Origin of the sequence: Paraburkholderia dipogonis (genome assembly GCF_046027395.1) — a bacterium.
In the GTDB taxonomy this organism is placed as follows: domain Bacteria; phylum Pseudomonadota; class Gammaproteobacteria; order Burkholderiales; family Burkholderiaceae; genus Paraburkholderia; species Paraburkholderia dipogonis_A.
This window is the reverse complement of sequence record NZ_JAQQEG010000004.1, coordinates 63,384-79,644: the sequence shown is the minus strand read 5'-3', so window position 1 is coordinate 79,644 and position 16,261 is coordinate 63,384. Positions and strand designations below refer to the sequence as shown.

Sequence of the window (16,261 nt, the reverse complement as noted above, 5' to 3'; positions counted from 1 at the left end):
TTCATGTTGAAGCTCTCATGGCGTGAAATGTTGATGCCAAATCACGATCTTAATTTTCATTTTTTGATAGTTAATCCCATAATTACTGGTGCCGACTGCGTTTTTCAGCAAAATGCGAAATCAGGTATTTGAAAGGGAATGGTGTAACCAGGGTGGCGGATGGAAATTTTTTGAAACGAATTGGGATTAATTTAACGCGCACGCTTTTGTAATCTTTCTATTTTGTGTTAATCTCGCCATCAAATTCCGAGGCATGATCCACCTTCAAAGGGCAAGCTGGCTTAAGACTGGCAGTCATTTATCCAAACCACAAAGGGAACCTATGTCTTCCTACAAGGAACTACTCGCTCAGCGCGAGAAGCTCGAAAAGCAGATCGAAGAAGCGAAGTCGCGCGAATACGCGGAAGTGTTGAATGAGATCAAGCAGAAAATGACCGACTACGGCATTTCTCTCACAGAACTCGGCGGTGGTCGTGCCGCCAAGGGTGCGAAAGCCGCGCGTCCGCGCGCAGGTGTCGCACCGAAGTATCGCGACCCGGATAGCGGCAGCACGTGGTCTGGCCGTGGCAAGCCGCCGCGCTGGATCGCAGGTCTGGATCGCGAGAAGTTTTTGATCCAGAAGTAATGCTTTGGCCAGCCGCTTTTGCCAGCAACTGATGCTTCTGGCCGTCAAGTAATACGAATAGCTTCAATCAGATGCACTTATCGCGTCTGCCGTTGCAAGAGAGAACCGCGTACCGTCCAGGACGCGGTTTTTTATTGCCGCTTCCAATGCCGTGGTTTTTTGTCGCATGAACCTCCCCCCAACTTGAACGCGAATGCTTTTCGTTTAGATAAGCGGCTGATTTAAAAGGAAATTTTAGATATCTCCAGCGCGTTTCGAGACGTGCCGGGTAGAATGCAGGGATTGAACTTTTCATTCCGCTTCAGAGATGCCTGCCGCCGCCGCTGCCCAATCCGCCGAAAAACATCGCGTTGCGCGCAAAAGTACCTTTGTCAGTATTGCGCTCAATACAGTGTTGATGACGCTGCAAATCGTCATCGGTGTGTTTGCACACTCGCAGGCATTGGTCGCCGACGGTGTCCATTCCCTCGCCGATCTGATTTCCGATTTTGTCGTGCTAATTGCGAATCGGCACAGTGGCGCAAAGCCCGACGCGGATCACAATTACGGGCATAGCCGCTATGAAACCGTGGCGTCCTTATTTTTGGGCGCGCTTTTGATCGCGGTGGGCGTCGGCATGTTGTGGCGAGCCGGAACGCGTCTCGCCGATTTGCAAAGCATCCCCGCCGTGCATATGAGTGCGCTCGCGGTCGCGGTGCTGGTTCTGATTTCCAAAGAGAGTCTGTTTCGCTACATGCTGCGCGAAGCGCAACGCGTGCGATCCGCCATGTTGATCGCGAATGCGTGGCACGCGCGCTCGGATGCGGCGTCGTCGCTAGTGGTCGCGATCGGTATTGTCGGCAGCCTCGCTGGCGTGCGGTTACTCGATCCGATTGCCGCGGCGATCGTCGGTTTCATGGTGGCGCGTATGGGTTGGATATTCGGCTGGGACGCGCTGCAGGATCTCTCCGACCGCGCGCTCGACGGCGCCGCCACCGCCGACATGCGCGCGCTGCTGCTTTCGACGCCCGGTGTGCGCGACGTGCACGAAATGCGCACGCGCAAAATGGGCGACTTCGCGCTCGTCGACGCGCACATTCTGGTCGATCCGCTGATCTCGGTGTCGGAAGGGCACTACATCGCCGAGTCGGCGCGTTTGCGCGTGCTGACGGACAACCGCGTGCTCGACGCGTTGATTCATGTCGATCCCGAGAACGATGCGCTTGCGCATCCGCCCGTCGATCTGCCTACGCGCGAGCGGGTGATCGCCGAAGTGAACGCCGCGTTGGCGCCGCACGGCATAAAGGCGGCGGCGGTGAATATCCACTACCTGAGCACGGGACTGGATGTCGAAGTGGCGCTGCCGGCTGCGTTGTCGCCGCGCGCGCTGGGCAGCGAAACACAACGGGCTGGGCGAGTGGATTTGGGGGCGCTCAAGGCGCGCCTGGGCGCACGTAAAGTGGACCTGCTACTGGAATTGGACGCGGTGTCCGCGGAAGCGGATCCGGCGGCGCTCGGCCCAAAGGCCGGCGGGGCCCTTGAAGAACCTACGAAGGCGACGGAACCGCACAGTGCCAGTTGATACTTGCGGCGCCGCGCGCGCATGCTGCTGCGCGGCGCCGTCGGGCCGTTGATGGATCACAGCGGCAATTGCGTATCGAACTTGATTTCGCGCAGCACGACGCTCGTGCGAACCTGCGCGACGGCGGGAATCTTGAAGATGCGTTCGTGCAGAAAGCTGTCGTACGCCTTGATGTCCGGGGCGACGATCTTGAGAATGTAGTCGGATTCGCCGGTCGTGCTGTAGCACTCGGTGACTTCCGGACAGGTGGCGATTTCCCGCTCGAACTGTTCCACGCCGCCTTCGGTGTGCCGCGTGAGGTGAATATGTGCGAGGGCGCACACGTGCAGCCCGAGCTTTTCCCGATCCAGCAGCGCCGTGTAGCGCTGGATGACACCCGACTGTTCCATGTCCTTAATACGCCGCCAACATGGCGTGCTCGACAGGCCAACCTGGTCGGAAATTTCTTGCACCGAGCGGCGTGCGTCGAGCTGCAATAGGCGCAGGATTTTTTGAGAGAACGTATCGAGTGTCAACTGCGCCTCCGTTTGCGTCGCCGTATCAACGCATGGTAGAGGGCGCGAAAACGAAACGCAATGTAAAACGGGTTCGACGAGGGAGATTACCTAATTTGCCGGTTCCTCAGCGGCGTTTTGTCCTGTGCCGTCCCCATCTTTACCCGCTGCGAGCGTGATCGCCTGAGTTGCGCGCAGATCCTTCAACATGTTGCAGAAAAGCGCGCCTTGTTCGATCGCGTCGTCCAGCGCGACATGCGTGTGCGGATGTTCGTCGAACCAGTGCCTGGGAAAGCGCGGCTTGATGTTCTTGCGATACGGCAGGCCGGTCATGGCGAAGGCCAGCGTCTTGATGTCGAGCGCCGACCATGAAAACGGACAGCGGCCGACAAACCGCATCATGTACCAGAACATATAAGTGAAGTCGAAGCCGGCCGGCATCGCCACGAACACCGGTTTGCCCGGCAACGCTTCGACCCAGTCGACATACGCCGTCAATGCGGCCTGAGGCGTCTGCAAGTCCTTGCGGCAGGCTTCCCATGCTTCGGGCTGCGTCTTCCACCACGCTTCCTGCACAGGATGGGCCTTGGCTCCCTCGAGCAACTCGAGATTCGCCGAGAAGGTGGCGATGAGCTGCTTGTCTTCGGTGTAAGCGGCCGAGGCGAAACTGAGCATGGAATGCGGACCGGGAATCGGGCCGTCCGCTTCGACATCGGTGCTCACGTAGATTTCGCTGCTCATGCCTCGACTCCATCGGCGACGTAGGGATTGGTGCGGCGTTCAGCGCCGAACGTCGAAGTGGGACCGTGGCCCGGAACGAAGGTGATGTCATCGCCGAGCGGCCAAAGTTTTTCGCGGATCGAGCGCACCAGATCCGCATGATTGCCGCGCGGAAAATCCGTGCGCCCGATCGAGCCGGCGAACAGCACGTCACCGACCAGCGCAAGCCGATGCGCGCGGCTGAAGAACACCACGTGGCCCGGCGTGTGGCCCGGGCAGTGATACACCTCGAGCGTTTCGTCGCCGAACTGCACGGTCTCGCCGTTCTGCAACCAGCGATCCGGTTCGAACGCTTCGGCGGCCGGAAAGCCGAAGCGCGTGCTTTGGTCCGGCAGCTTGTCGAGCCAGAAGCGTTCGTCGGGATGCGGGCCTTCGATCGGCACGCCGTAGTGCGTGGCCAGCGTCTTGGCGCCCGCGCAGTGATCGATGTGGCCGTGCGTCAGAAAAACTTTTTCGACCGTCACGTTCTGCCGCGCGATTTCGCCCTGGATGATGTCGAGGTCGCCGCCCGGATCGACGACGGCCGCGCGTCCGGTTGCCTCGCAAACGAGCAGTGAGCTGTTCTGCTGGAACGGCGTGACGGGGATCAGGGTGACTTTCATGGATGACGGCGCCGCTGGAAAAACGTTGATTGTACCGGCCTCCTGCCGAGGCTCGCCGAGGGAGCTCAAGCCCTGTCGCAGCGGGCTTTGGCCTGCTCATTTTTGCAGCAGGAGTGAAAATTCATCAAGGTTTTCAGTCGCTTGCCATCCCAGAATTCTGTTTTAGGTATAATGCACTCCATGCACAGGGAATTGTGCATGCCACAAGGCGATGCGTCCCCATCAAAAATGGGCGCGCGGATTGCCACTCAAGTATGGGCTGTTGCACTTTTGGACGGCCATCAAGTATCGATGCTTTCGATGCACACGTCTTGCCCAGCCAGGCGCCGCGCGCCTGCTACGGACTTAACTGCCGTGACGCTGGGTGGGGCCTACGCCGCCGTTCCTGCGCGCTGAGTTTCGCGCGCAAGAACGTGTTTGCCACGTTCGATGGCGGCATGTGGGGTCTGGTCAGGCTGCCGGGGACAGGTTGCGCCAGACGTGAAAATTAACCGTGCGGTAGCGGCTGAATGAGCCGCATCCGGGCTTTGACGTACTGCGCTCGTTTGCGCGGCGCGTTGTCGTCCATTGCCGCCGGAGTCGCAGGCAACACGCTCAACTTCGCGTGATGCGGCTCGACAATTTGATTGCACGTCTTATGAAAACTCGGTTATCCCGTGGTCTGGGGACTCTTTTTGCCTTTTTTGTGCTGGCTGGTTGCGCCACGCCTCCGGGCGCCGGCAACACGTCGGATAGCGGCGTGCCGCAGAGCACGAAATTGACGCAGGCGGGCTCCTTCGGACCGCAAGCTTTCGGTAGCGCGCCGGCCTCCGACGCGACTGCTCAAGGCTCGTCGCTGGCCGATGCAAAGCCTCTTACCGATGACGGTTCCGGCATTTCGGACTTTCATCAGACCGGTCGTGCTTCGTGGTACGGCCGCGGCTTCCATGGCCGCCGTACGGCCAATGGCGAACGCTACGACATGCACGCGCTGACCGCGGCGCATCGTACGTTGCCGCTCGGCTCCTATGTACGCGTGACCAATCCGGCCACGTCGCGCTCGGTCGTCGTGCGTATCAACGACCGTGGTCCGTATGCGCGGGGCCGCGTGATCGATCTGTCCATGGCTGCCGCGTCCGCTCTGGACATGCGCCATGCTGGTACGGCGCGTGTGCAGATCGAAGGTCTGACGCAGCAGGAAGCACGCGACGCGCGTAATGAAATACTGGCATCGAACTCGGATTCGAGCGCCCAGAAGTGATGTAGCGGCGGCGAGCGCGGTTCGGGCGCGCTCCTCGTAGCGCCGCGCAGCACGGTGGCCGCTTGGGTTGTGTCCGCAGAAAAACGAAGGGCCGCATCGCGCGGCCCTTTTCGTTTGGCCGTCAGTTTTACTCTTCGTCTTTCTTCAGCGCCAAGGCGCGCGTGTACAGCGCGTTGCGCGACGCTCCGGTGATGGCCGCCGCCACTTTGGCCGCGCTGCTCACCGTCAACTCCTCCAACAGAATGCCTAGCAGCGCGTCGTGATCGTGTTCGCCGACGGCTTCCGGCTGCGCGCCTTCCACCACCAGCACGAATTCGCCGCGTTGCCGGTTCGGATCGGCGGCGAGCCACGTTGGCCCTTCGGCCAGGGTGCCGCGATGCAGCGTTTCATGTAACTTCGTCAATTCCCGTGCGATGAGCAGCTTGCGCTCGCCGCCGAATGTGTCGGCCAGCGCCTGCACCGTTTCGACGATCCGGTGCGGCGCTTCGTAGAACACCATTGCGTGAGGATGCGTCGCGAGCGGCTGCAGCGTCGCGGCGCGGGCTTTTGCCTTCGGCGGCAGGAAGCCGAGGAAGGAGAACGTCGCGACCCAGTCGCCGGCCGCGCTCAGCGCGGTCGCGAGCGCGCTTGCGCCGGGAAGGGGAATAACGGGAAATCCGGCTTCACGGACCGCGTCGACGAGTTTCGCGCCGGGGTCCGAGATGCCCGGTGTGCCCGCGTCGGACACGTAGGCCACGCGTTCGCCCGCTTGCAGATGTTCGATCAGACGCAGTGCCGCGGCCCGTTCGTTGTGCTGGTGCACGGCGACGAGCGGCTTCGAGATGCCGTAGCGCGCGAGCAACTGACCGGTGTTGCGAGTGTCTTCGGCGGCGATGCGGTCCACCAGTCCGAGCACATGCAACGCGCGCAGCGTGACGTCGGCGATGTTGCCGATCGGCGTGGCCACCACATACAGCGCGGCGGTGGGGTACTGCTGCCCTTGCGCGAGTTCGGAGAGAGGAGTCATGAGACAGAAGACGCAAACAGACGGAACGAGGCCGCCATTGTGCCACGCAGTGTCACGCGGCCCGCGCGGCGGACCGGCCGTGAGCGCGGTGGCGCCGATCGGTGCCTTCGCCACGCCGCACAACTTTTCGGGACGCGCCGGGTCCAAACTCGTCGGCGCGGCTTTCGAGTCGCGCGCGCAGGAATTTTTGCAGCGCCAGCGTCTGCGGTTCGTCGCGCGCAATGTGTCGTGCCGCGGTGGCGAGATCGATCTGGTGATGCGAGAGCGTGACGGCGCGCTGGTGTTCGTCGAAGTCCGCGCGCGTGCGCAGCGCCGATATGGTGGTGCGGCGGCGAGTATCGGCTGGCAGAAGAAGCAGCGCATCGTACGCGCCGCGCAGCATTTTCTGGTAACCCGTGCCTCGCGCTGGCAGGATCAGCCCGCGTGCCGGTTCGACGTGATTGCGTTCGAAGCCGGCCGGCTCGTGTGGTTGCGCGACGCGTTTCGTGCCGACGAAGTCTGACGCCATGCGCGGAGAACGCGCGTGAGTGCGATAAACTTGCGCTCGCGTGCGGGCCACGGGGAAACGTCGGCAACGCAGGAAGCAGCGCAATTCGCGATGATTTTGCGGCATGCACCGCGTTGCTGGCCACGCTCATCGGAGCGGCACGATTTCGCAATACGACTTCACAACACGGCCGCGCAGTGCGGTCCATTCGCGGTAGAAGATAGAGACTCGATGTCAGTCGAACGCATTCAACAACACTTCCGCGACAGCGCGGCAGTCAAACTCGAAGCCCTCGAAACCCTGTCGATGCCGATCGCCGCTGCGATCGACACGATGTTCGCCGCGCTCGCCAACGGCAATCGCATTCTCGCGTGCGGCAACGGCGGCTCGGCGGCCGACGCGCAACACTTCGCCGCCGAACTGATCGGCCGCTTCGAGCGTGAGCGGCCGGGCTTGCCGGCGATCGCGCTGACCACCGACACGTCGGTGTTGACCGCCATCGCCAACGACTATTCCTTCGAGCAGATATTCTCGAAGCAGGTCTGGGCGCTCGGCCAGCCGGGCGACGTACTGCTGGCGATCACCACGTCCGGCAATTCCGCCAACGTGCTCACCGCGATCGAGGCCGCGCACGAGCGGGAAATGATCGTGGTCGCGCTGACCGGTAAGGGCGGCGGACGCGCGCAGGAAGTATTGAGCGATACCGATATCCATGTATGCGTGCCGTCGGACCGCACCGCGCGTATTCAGGAAGTGCATTTGCTGACCATCCATTGTCTGTGCGACGGCATCGATGCCATGTTGCTGGGCGAAGACTGAGACTGATTCCGAAGGAGAGCTAGTTGATGAGCGCATTCCGCGTCAAGAAGACACTGGTGAGAACCGTGCTGGTGGTTGGGTTCGCGGCGGGGCTGTCCGCAACGTTGCAGGGTTGCTTTCTCGCCGTTGCCGGCGCGGCGGGCGGCAGCGCGCTGGTGGCGACCGACCGGCGCACGCTCGGCGCGCAGACCGAGGATCGCGAGTTGCAAGTGAAGGCGCTCTCGCAGATCAGCCAGAACTTGCCCGACAACGCGCACGTCAACGTGGCGGTGTTCAACCGCCGCGTGCTGTTGACCGGCGAAGTGGCGGGAGACGTGTCCAAGCAACGCGCGGAGACCATCGTGCGTGGCTTGAACAATGTCAGCACGATCGTCAACGAACTGACGATCATGCCGGCCAGCTCGTTCTCGTCGCGCACCAATGACACTTACCTCGAGACGCGTGTGAAGACCGCGCTGATCGCCGAGAAGAACATTTCGGCGAACAACTTCAAGGTGGTGGCCGAGCGTGGCTCGGTGTATTTGATGGGCCTCGTCACCATGGACGAAGGCAATCGCGGCGCCGACGTCGCGAGCCGGGTACCGGGCGTGGTGCAGGTGGTGAAGGTGTTCCAGTACATCCAGCCGGCGGAAGCCGCGGCGGCTGCCGCCGCGGCGGGGACGGCGCCCGTGGCGGCTTCGCAACCGGACGCGAACGCGGCGACCGTCGGCGCGATTCCTGATTCGTCGGTGAGTTCGCGGCCGCTCGAGCAGCAGGCGCCCGCGCCGGTCACCAATTCGAACGCGGTGCATCCCGGTAATCCGAAGGCGACGACGCCATGATGCGCGGTGTTGCCGTAGCAGTCAGCGCGCTGATGCTTGGCGCGCTTGCGGGTGTTGTCGCACCGGCTGCGCGTGCCGCCGATGCACCGCGTGGCCAATTGATCGCCAACGCGAATGCCTGCATGGGATGTCACGCGGTGGACCGCAAACTGGTCGGCCCATCGTTCCAGCAGATCGCCGCGAAGTACAAAGGCGATGCGCAAGCGCCGGCGAAATTGTCGCGCAAGGTGAAGGACGGCGGCTCCGGCGTGTGGGGCATGATTCCGATGCCTGCGCATCAATCGATGAGCGATGCGGATATTCGTTCGGTGGTGGATTGGGTGCTTGCTGGTGCGCCTTCCAAGTGATGGTTTGCTGCCGTTTTGCTGGGTCCGGCGGGCTTGGCAAAACGCAAAATGCTTGTGCTAGAATTGTTTCCACGTTGGGGGGGTAGCTCAGCTGGGAGAGCGTCGCGTTCGCAATGCGAAGGTCGGGAGTTCGATCCTCCTCCTCTCCACCAATAGATATCCGAGATTGTACGAGTGTAAGTCCTAAAACCCGCGTAGCTGCAAGGCTTCGCGGGTTTTTTGTATCCGACGATCCCCGACGTAGTCCGACGTCACCGGCGGATCGAATCTTCATGCCTGACGCGATTTGAACGCGGCACGGCATCACCCAAAATAGGGTGATCGGCTGGACAAACCCAGCCTAATTCCATCGTAATAGTGTCGCCGCACAATTCGCAGAAAACTTCGTGTTAGACGAGGTCCGCTATAATCTCGTGTTGCAAAATCGGAGCCGGAGTGCGCTGAACGGATAGAATCGCGCATCGGTTTTGTCAGCAAGCGGTTCTTGCATATTTCTTCCGAGACGTCTGGAGTGGGGGTGCTTCACGCCAGACCAGCACCCATTCGCGTCTTAAAGGAGTTCCATGATTCAGGTGACGGGCGGTGCCGGCTTCACCGGCGCCAGACGGGTTGCGTCAATCCGACGTGGCCATCCTGAACGTGGACAAGCTGACCCGCGCGGGCCATTTCGTGACGTTGGAGTCGCTGCAGGCCAACCCGAAAGACAGGTTTGCGCGTGTGGGCGTTTGCAGTCGCGCTGCGTTCCCCATGCTTTTCGCCAAGCACAAGCCCCGCGCCGTGCTGCATTTCTGGACCGGCTTGAGCAAGTGCCAGAAGACCGGCTTTCGCTTTCTGCGCGACTCAACGGACGAGCTGTTCGAGACGTTGTGTGCGCCCGTTCCGCAGCTCTCCGAAACCTCGCGCCATGCGCCCGGCAGCCTGTATTCGCCGACCGAGGTCGGTGCCCGTCACCTCGTGCTCGCGTAGCTGGAAGGCCGCCAGAATCTTCGAAATGGGTCTTGCGAAGACGGCGCGCTGGTATCCCGACGGTCGGCATCCATGGTGCGACGAAGCGCGACGGCTGGCACGCGTTCGAGGCTCCCGGTTGCGATTTTCTCGTGCTGCGCGCCAATGGGATCAATGGGCGGGGGGGAAGAACTTTCTGCTGACCACGCGGTTCATGCGCGATCGCCGCGATGACGGCACCGATACTTGCGCTAGCCGTGAGCGCGCACGACGGACTCGATGCGCGGACGCCGCGCACCACGGGATCTATCACCTCGCGGCCATGCCCGTCACGTCCGGCGCATATCCAGTGGTTCCACGGGATCCCTTGAGTTCGCGGCTCGCTACGTCAAAGCTCACACGGAGGTTCCCGATGCGTCTGGCGAAGACTGCATTTGTTCCAGATTTTGAATATCGATTTACGGAAAACTAGGTATCTATTGATATGAATCCTCATGCAATTCCATCAGGCTCGCCGCTGGCGGCCCTGCGTTCACTGCGGTCCAATAAGGACCTGATCGTGAATCTGATCAGTCGCGAGGTGATTGGACGATATCGCGGTTCGTTCATGGGGCTCCTGTGGTCGTTTTTTAATCCGGTCCTCATGCTGGCGGTCTACACATTCGTGTTCAGCGTCGTGTTCAAAACGCGTTGGGCGGGAGCGTCGGATTCGCGCGCGGAATTCGCGCTGGTGCTGTTCGCCGGATTGATGTGTTTCAACTTCTTCGCCGAATGCGTCAATCGGGCGCCGAGCCTCATCCTGAGCAACGCGAATTACGTCAAGAAGGTGATCTTTCCACTCGAGGTGCTGCCGGTCGTCGCGCTTGGCTCAGCAGCGTTTCACTTTTGCGTGAGCATGTCGGTCTGGATGATTTTTTACCTGATTTTTCTTGGCATTCCGCACGTCACCGTGCTTCTGGCGCCGATCGCCCTGATTCCGCTCGTGCTATTCACCCTGGGCTGCGTGTGGATCCTGTCCGCCCTGGGCGTGTATCTGCGTGACGTCTCGCAGTTCATCGGCATCGCGGTTTCGATGCTGATGTTTTTGTCTCCGATCTTCTATCCAGTGTCCGCGTTGCCCGAACGCTATCGAGGCATTATCGCGCTCAGTCCGCTCACCTTCATCATTGAGCAAATTCGCAATTCGCTGATTTGGGGCAACGGTATTGACTGGCGTCTCTGGGCGATGTGGACTGCAGCGACCGCACTCGTCGCTGTTGTGGGTTTTGCATCGTTTCAAAAGTCGCGAAGAGGATTTGCCGATGTCATCTGAGTACGCAATCAAGGTAGATCAACTTTCCAAGTGCTACCACATTTACGACCGTCCCCAGGATCGTCTGAAGCAGACTTTCGTACCGCGTGTTCAGCGTCTGCTGGCTCGTCCCGTGACCCAGTATCAACGTGAATTCTGGGCATTGAACGACGTTTCGTTCGACGTTAAGCGCGGCGAAAGTGTCGGCATTCTCGGGCGCAACGGATCGGGCAAGTCAACGCTCCTGCAACTGATCTGCGGAACGTTGACACCGACTAGCGGTACGGTGGAAGTCAATGGCCGCGTGGCGGCGCTGCTCGAGCTCGGCTCGGGCTTCAACCCGGAGTTTTCCGGGCGTGAGAACGTCTATCTGAACGGTTCACTGCTCGGCCTGAGCCGCGCGCAGATCGACGATCGTTTCGACGAGATCGCGTCATTTGCCGATATCGGATCGTTCATCGACCAGCCGGTCAAGACGTATTCGAGCGGGATGATGGTGCGTCTCGCGTTCGCCGTACAGGTCCAGCTCGAGCCGGACATTCTGATCGTGGACGAGGCGCTCGCGGTCGGCGACGCACTGTTCCAGAAGCGCTGTTTTCAGCGCATCGAAAAGCTGGTTAGCGATGGCGTGACGCTGTTGTTCGTTTCGCACGATATCGAAAGCATTCGTACGCTGACGCACAAGTCGTTGCTGCTCAAGGCAGGCCGGGAAGTGGCCTATGGCGTGAGCTCGGATGTCGTGCTCGCCTATCGAAAGCAACTGCATGCCGAAGAGGCCGAATACTTCAGCGCGATAACGGCGCAGGTCGCCGAACGCACGGCCACTCACGAGGAAGTTGAAGTCGCGCCAGCCCCTGAAACGGGCGCGGAAAGCGAAGGGGACGTCGCGGTTGCCGTCGAGTCGGCGTCGCGTGTTGCCGTGCGTTCGAACAAGCTGGAATTCGGCAGCGGCGAAGTCGAGGTTGTATCTGTCGAGACGAGGGATCCGTCGGGAGAGCGCAATCACGTGTTCTATCCGAACGAGCCCTTGACCATTCGCGTCGTGTGCCGCGCCAAGAAGGACATGACGCATCTGAACGTGGGCGTGCGGATTCGAAACAAGGAAGGCGTCAAGCTTTATTCGTGGGGCACGCTGAATCAGGACATGGCGAACATCGCCGCCAAAAATGGCGCGAGCCTGTTCTGGAATAAAAGCGTGTCGGCTGGCGAGGAGTTCGAAGTCACCTTCAGGACCGCATGCTCGCTCGGCGTGAATCTGTATGAAATTCAGGCGGCGGTCAGCTACGAGGACACTCCCGATTACCACAATCAAAGAATGCTCCATTGGCGCGACGAAGCGGCATTTTTCCAGGTGCTGATCAAGCGCGAGGAATACTTTTTCGGCGGGGTGCTGGATATGCGAATGGAGGCGAAGTGGTGAGCAGCGATTCTGCGATCGTCGTTTCCTACGACAAGCGGTTCGATGAGTATTGGTCCGAGGGCGATCGATTGAGTGCAGCAGCCGCTGAGGCAGATCGAGTGGCGAAGGACATCGTGCGCGCCTTCGGTATCGGCAGCGTGCTCGATGCGGGTTCCGGCAACGGACGCGTCGTCGGCGAGCTGCTCCAGGCCGGAGCGGACGCCTATGGCGTGGACGTGTCGTCGATCGCGGTCGAATCCTCCAGTCGCAGATATCCATCGCGCTTCCAAACCGGCTCGCTTCTGGCGCTGCCGTACGCAGATGGCGCATTTGATACGGTGGCAGCCACGAGCACGCTTGAATACCTTGCCGCCGAAGATGTCCCACAAGCGCTGGCAGAGATTTATCGCGTTTCCCGGCGTTATGTTTTCCTGCAGATCGGCTCGGCAGCGGACTCGGATCACGGCTGGCATCTGACGACCGAGAATCGTGCCTGGTGGGAGCAGCGTTGTCTGGAAGCGGGCTTTCGAAAGCATCCCGTCTATTATCAGTTGAACGATTACGAGGAGCCGAGTCACGACGGAAGTCCGATTCTCGTGCTCCTCGAGAAAGTTCCGGAAGCCGCGCTCGCCCACTATCCGCTTGTCGCGCCTGGCGAATCGCGCGGTCTGCCAACGGACATGTTGCGCGAGATCGGCGAGCGCCCTGATGCGCACGTCGTGCGCTACAAGTGGGCGTCCGAATACATCAGGCAGGGCGACAGGGTGCTGGACGCTACCTGCGGCACCGGCTACGGGAGCTACTATCTCGGACAACTGACCAAAGTCAGTTCGGTCACGGGTATCGATGCCAGCGAGCGCGCAATCGAATATGCAAAGGCCAACTTTGCATCGGTCGATAGCAAGCTGACGTTCCGTGCCGGGTCGCTTCCTGAGTGCCTGCCGACTTTTGCAGACGGGCATTTCGACACCATCCTGTGCTTTGACACGCTCGAGCGTGTCGAGGATCCGCAGGCGCTTCTCGACGAGTTCCATCGCGTCCTGTCCCCGGGCGGACGGATCGTGGTCGGCGTTCCGGCAGGCGAGCGCGACGACAGCGTCGAACTCTCGGATTCTTCTCGCCCGCGCATCTACACGCTCGACAAACTGAAAGATCAGATCGGCAAGCAGTTCCTGATCGAGGTGCTCTTTCAGCAGAGCGGCGGCGGACGCGAGAGCGACGAGCTGGAAATCACGCAGCAGAAGACGCCCAGAGCGCTGCGTCAGGTTGAAGTCAATGAGGCAACGCCTCCGGCCGGAGAGTGGTGGCTCATCGTCGGCATGAAGCATCCCGCGAAAGGCGATATCCCGTATCGGGAAAGCGTGTACGGCTACAGTTCGTCGCCGGAGCATCTGTTGGAGTTCGAGCGCGATTACGACAATCCGTGGCTCGTGCGATCGATGCTGGAATTCCAGTTCCGCGCGAAGGAGCAAGGCGTTCTGACGAAGATCGCCGCCGATACGCTCGATGCGAAAGCCGGACGTGTGTGCCCCGACACTGCCGCTGCGCTTGCCGTCGTTGGCTACCAGCTGCAATCGAACGCCAACGCGTCCGCGCAGGATATCGAAGCGTTCATCGAGAGAATTCAGCCCTATGTCACGGACGATGCCGCCCACGGCCATCGGCTGCGATGGCGCGTTTCGTTGGCCTTCCTTGCCGCCGTGCTGTATCGAAAGATCGGCAAGCTCGATGACGCGCTGGCGCTATTCAGACAGGTGGCGACGACTTCGATTGATGGTTTCAGTCCTTCGCTGGGAACGAAGATCGTCGATGCCGCGTTCGATGCCGGCATGCTGCACGCGGGGCGCGGCGAGACTGTCGAGGCGAGAGAACTCTGGAAGTTGGGTGTGACCCGCGCCTATGCGCTGCTTGCGGCTCCGATGGTTGCCTACGTGGGTGACATCGAAGAGCCGCACGAATTTGCAAGCATTGTCGCCGTCGAGTTTCTCGACTCGGCCGTTCGCTGCATCAAGGCGCTGCGCTGGACGGCGCCAGGCAAAGAGCGCCCGCTCGCGCCGTTGCCGGTGGTTGCCAACGAAAACTGGAAGAGCATGCTCGCGGCACGGGCGGATACGATCAGCACCATGGAGCGTGTGCTCAACGATCGATGGATCGCCATGCAATCCATGGATCAGGCAGTGCGTGCGCGCGACGAAGCGATCGCCAGTCAGGGCAAGATGCTCGAGGAACGCTGGGCGCTCATGCAGTCGATGGACGAGGCGGTGCGCGCGCGCGACGAAGTGATCGCCACTCAGACCAAGATGCTCGAGGAACGTTGGGCGCGCATGCAGTCGATGGAGCAGGAGTTGCGGGAACTCGCGGAAGAGAGCGCCACGCAGAGCAACATGATTGACGAACGAATAGCACATATGCAATCTCAGGCCCAGGACGCAGTTCGGCGCAATTCAGTCACGTCGACTCAGGAAGGCGTTATTGCCGCCTACAAGGAAGCGCTGCGCGCCGTGGCCGGCCAGCAAGGCGGCGCCGACGATATCGTGGGGAAACTGTTTGCCGCGGGCCCGCAGGGTTCTCCTTTCGAGGGTATGGCGCTGACCATGTATCTGTTCACACGCCGGCTTTATGACACGGCCGTGAGCGACGGCGTCCGCGATCTGTTCTTCTTCGCACGGGAAGGGGAGCCGCTCAAGCGCATGTTCGACTTGCTGCAGTTCAGCCGCGGCGGCACGAGTATCCGGACGCACTACCTGAAGGTATCGCGCCGCTCGACATTCCTGCTTTCGCTGCGCCCGCTGCAGGAAGAAAAATTCGATGTTCTGTTCCGGCAATACCGGCGCATTTCGATTCTTGAATTCCTGAAGAGCCAGGCGCTGGAGGAACACGCGCCGGCTTTTGCCGCGGACCTCGACGTTTCGATGGAGGACTTGGGGCGGCGTAGCGAGGATTTGCCTCACGATCCGCTCTATGCACGTCTGATGGCCTTGCCTGCCTTCGTGCGCATTTACGAAGCGGAGCGCGTGTCCCGCAGCCGCGCCTTTGCGAAATATGTCGGCGGATTCGTCGGCGGAAGAGTGCCCAGGCGCATGAGCGTCGTCGACGTCGGCTGGAAGGGTTCGATTCAGGACAACCTGTTCGGCTGGCTGCGCAATGTTCACGGCGACGCGGCGCACGTCAAGGGCTACTACGTTGGACTCGTGGCGACTGGCAATGCGGGCCCGGCGAACGAAAAGAGCGGCCTGCTTTTATCCAACGTGGGCACGTTGACGCCGGGCTATTACGTATTCAACGAAAATAGATCGTTGTTCGAGGTGCTGCTTCACGCGAATCACGGGTCCGCCCAACGCTATGTCGAGACCGACGGCGGGCAGATCGCCGTCGTGGAGGATGACTTTGCCGAAGGCCCGATGATCGAGACGCAAATCAAGCCCGTTGCCGACCACATCTGGACGAAATATGCGCAACTGGCCGCGGTCATGTCGAGCATCGATATGACCGATCACGAGCTCCTGGCACTGGCTGTGCGACAGCATGCGCGTATGGTATTCTCGCCGTCGGCCGCGGAAATCGACTGGATGTATTCGCTGTCGCACGTCGAGAATTTCGGGGTTTTCGAGGAATCCACATTCGGTAACAGCAGGAAGCATAAATCCCTGGCAGCGCGACTGCGCTTCACGATCAATCTGGTTCAGCGCCGGCGTCCTTCCGAGCTGGGATTCTGGCCGTGGCTCACGGTCAAGGAGCGAGCCATTCAGGGCATGAGTGCAGCATACCGCGCGGTTCGTCTTTGGCAGAACCGTCGGACGTATCGTCCGGGTTTGTGAAAATGAAAAAACAGGGCGACGTAAAG

At 60.8% G+C, this 16,261-nt stretch carries 14 protein-coding genes, 1 tRNA gene and 1 pseudogene; 12 read left to right on the top strand and 4 right to left on the bottom strand.

What is annotated here, in order from left to right; genetic code table 11:
* Positions 1-322 precede the first annotated feature (322 nt).
* Together PQR32_RS05950 and PQR32_RS05945 are read left to right on the top strand one after the other, a co-directional pair.
* Entirely contained in the window at positions 323-625 is a 303-nt protein-coding gene (locus PQR32_RS05950) for an H-NS histone family protein (protein WP_132376344.1), read from the top strand.
* 307 nt (positions 626-932) lie between these two features.
* Positions 933-2,186, top strand: a complete 1,254-nt coding sequence (locus PQR32_RS05945; protein ID WP_408223199.1) for a cation diffusion facilitator family transporter — start codon at positions 933-935, stop codon at positions 2,184-2,186.
* Between the two features lie 56 nt (positions 2,187-2,242).
* Here PQR32_RS05945 and PQR32_RS05940 read toward each other — a convergent pair whose 3' ends face one another.
* The 3 genes from PQR32_RS05940 to PQR32_RS05930 all read right to left on the bottom strand — a co-directional run bounded on the left by PQR32_RS05940 (position 2,243) and on the right by PQR32_RS05930 (position 4,062).
* Positions 2,243-2,701, bottom strand: coding sequence for an Lrp/AsnC family transcriptional regulator (locus tag PQR32_RS05940; protein WP_012431468.1), 459 nt, complete (start codon positions 2,699-2,701; stop codon positions 2,243-2,245).
* Between the two features lie 90 nt (positions 2,702-2,791).
* Positions 2,792-3,421, bottom strand: a complete 630-nt coding sequence (locus PQR32_RS05935; protein ID WP_408223197.1) for a 3'-5' exonuclease family protein — start codon at positions 3,419-3,421, stop codon at positions 2,792-2,794.
* Positions 3,418-4,062 (bottom strand): MBL fold metallo-hydrolase, encoded by a 645-nt coding sequence (locus PQR32_RS05930; protein ID WP_408223195.1) that lies wholly within the window; start codon positions 4,060-4,062, stop codon positions 3,418-3,420. Before PQR32_RS05930 ends, PQR32_RS05935 begins: the two co-directional genes overlap by 4 nt.
* 637 nt (positions 4,063-4,699) lie before the next feature.
* On the opposite strand from PQR32_RS05930, the gene PQR32_RS05925 reads away from it, so the two are divergent.
* Entirely contained in the window at positions 4,700-5,302 is a 603-nt protein-coding gene (locus tag PQR32_RS05925; RefSeq protein WP_408223193.1) for a septal ring lytic transglycosylase RlpA family protein, read from the top strand.
* 127 nt (positions 5,303-5,429) lie between these two features.
* On the opposite strand, the gene rsmI is transcribed toward PQR32_RS05925, so the two are convergent.
* Positions 5,430-6,308 carry a 16S rRNA (cytidine(1402)-2'-O)-methyltransferase gene (gene rsmI / locus PQR32_RS05920; protein ID WP_408223191.1) on the bottom strand — a complete coding sequence of 293 codons (879 nt, stop codon included), beginning with the start codon at positions 6,306-6,308 and terminating at the stop codon, positions 5,430-5,432.
* Between the two features lie 37 nt (positions 6,309-6,345).
* Between rsmI and PQR32_RS05915 the strand changes: the two genes are divergently transcribed.
* From PQR32_RS05915 to PQR32_RS05875, 9 genes and pseudogenes are all read left to right on the top strand, one after another.
* Complete coding sequence (locus PQR32_RS05915) at positions 6,346-6,810, top strand: YraN family protein (protein WP_408223470.1); 465 nt, start codon at positions 6,346-6,348, stop codon at positions 6,808-6,810.
* A gap of 216 nt (positions 6,811-7,026) precedes the next feature.
* Positions 7,027-7,614: a phosphoheptose isomerase gene (locus tag PQR32_RS05910; RefSeq protein WP_408223189.1), complete on the top strand. Its 588-nt coding sequence runs from the start codon at positions 7,027-7,029 to the stop codon at positions 7,612-7,614.
* A gap of 26 nt (positions 7,615-7,640) precedes the next feature.
* Positions 7,641-8,435 (top strand): BON domain-containing protein, encoded by a 795-nt coding sequence (locus PQR32_RS05905; RefSeq protein WP_408223187.1) that lies wholly within the window; start codon positions 7,641-7,643, stop codon positions 8,433-8,435.
* Positions 8,432-8,782: a c-type cytochrome gene (locus PQR32_RS05900; RefSeq protein WP_408223185.1), complete on the top strand. Its 351-nt coding sequence runs from the start codon at positions 8,432-8,434 to the stop codon at positions 8,780-8,782. The genes PQR32_RS05905 and PQR32_RS05900 overlap by 4 nt, the downstream gene beginning before the upstream one ends.
* 76 nt (positions 8,783-8,858) lie before the next feature.
* Positions 8,859-8,934 (top strand) — tRNA-Ala (locus tag PQR32_RS05895).
* Positions 8,935-9,345: 411 nt separating this feature from the next.
* Positions 9,346-9,745, top strand: a pseudogene (locus tag PQR32_RS05890) (NAD-dependent epimerase/dehydratase family protein); the annotation flags it as partial.
* A gap of 466 nt (positions 9,746-10,211) precedes the next feature.
* Complete coding sequence (locus PQR32_RS05885; RefSeq protein ID WP_408223183.1) at positions 10,212-11,039, top strand: ABC transporter permease; 828 nt, start codon at positions 10,212-10,214, stop codon at positions 11,037-11,039.
* Entirely contained in the window at positions 11,029-12,438 is a 1,410-nt protein-coding gene (locus PQR32_RS05880) for an ABC transporter ATP-binding protein (protein ID WP_408223181.1), read from the top strand. Before PQR32_RS05885 ends, PQR32_RS05880 begins: the two co-directional genes overlap by 11 nt.
* A complete protein-coding gene (locus PQR32_RS05875; RefSeq protein WP_408223179.1) occupies positions 12,435-16,235 on the top strand; it encodes a methyltransferase domain-containing protein in 3,801 nt (1,266 codons plus the stop codon). The genes PQR32_RS05880 and PQR32_RS05875 overlap by 4 nt, the downstream gene beginning before the upstream one ends.
* Positions 16,236-16,261: the final 26 nt, after the last annotated feature.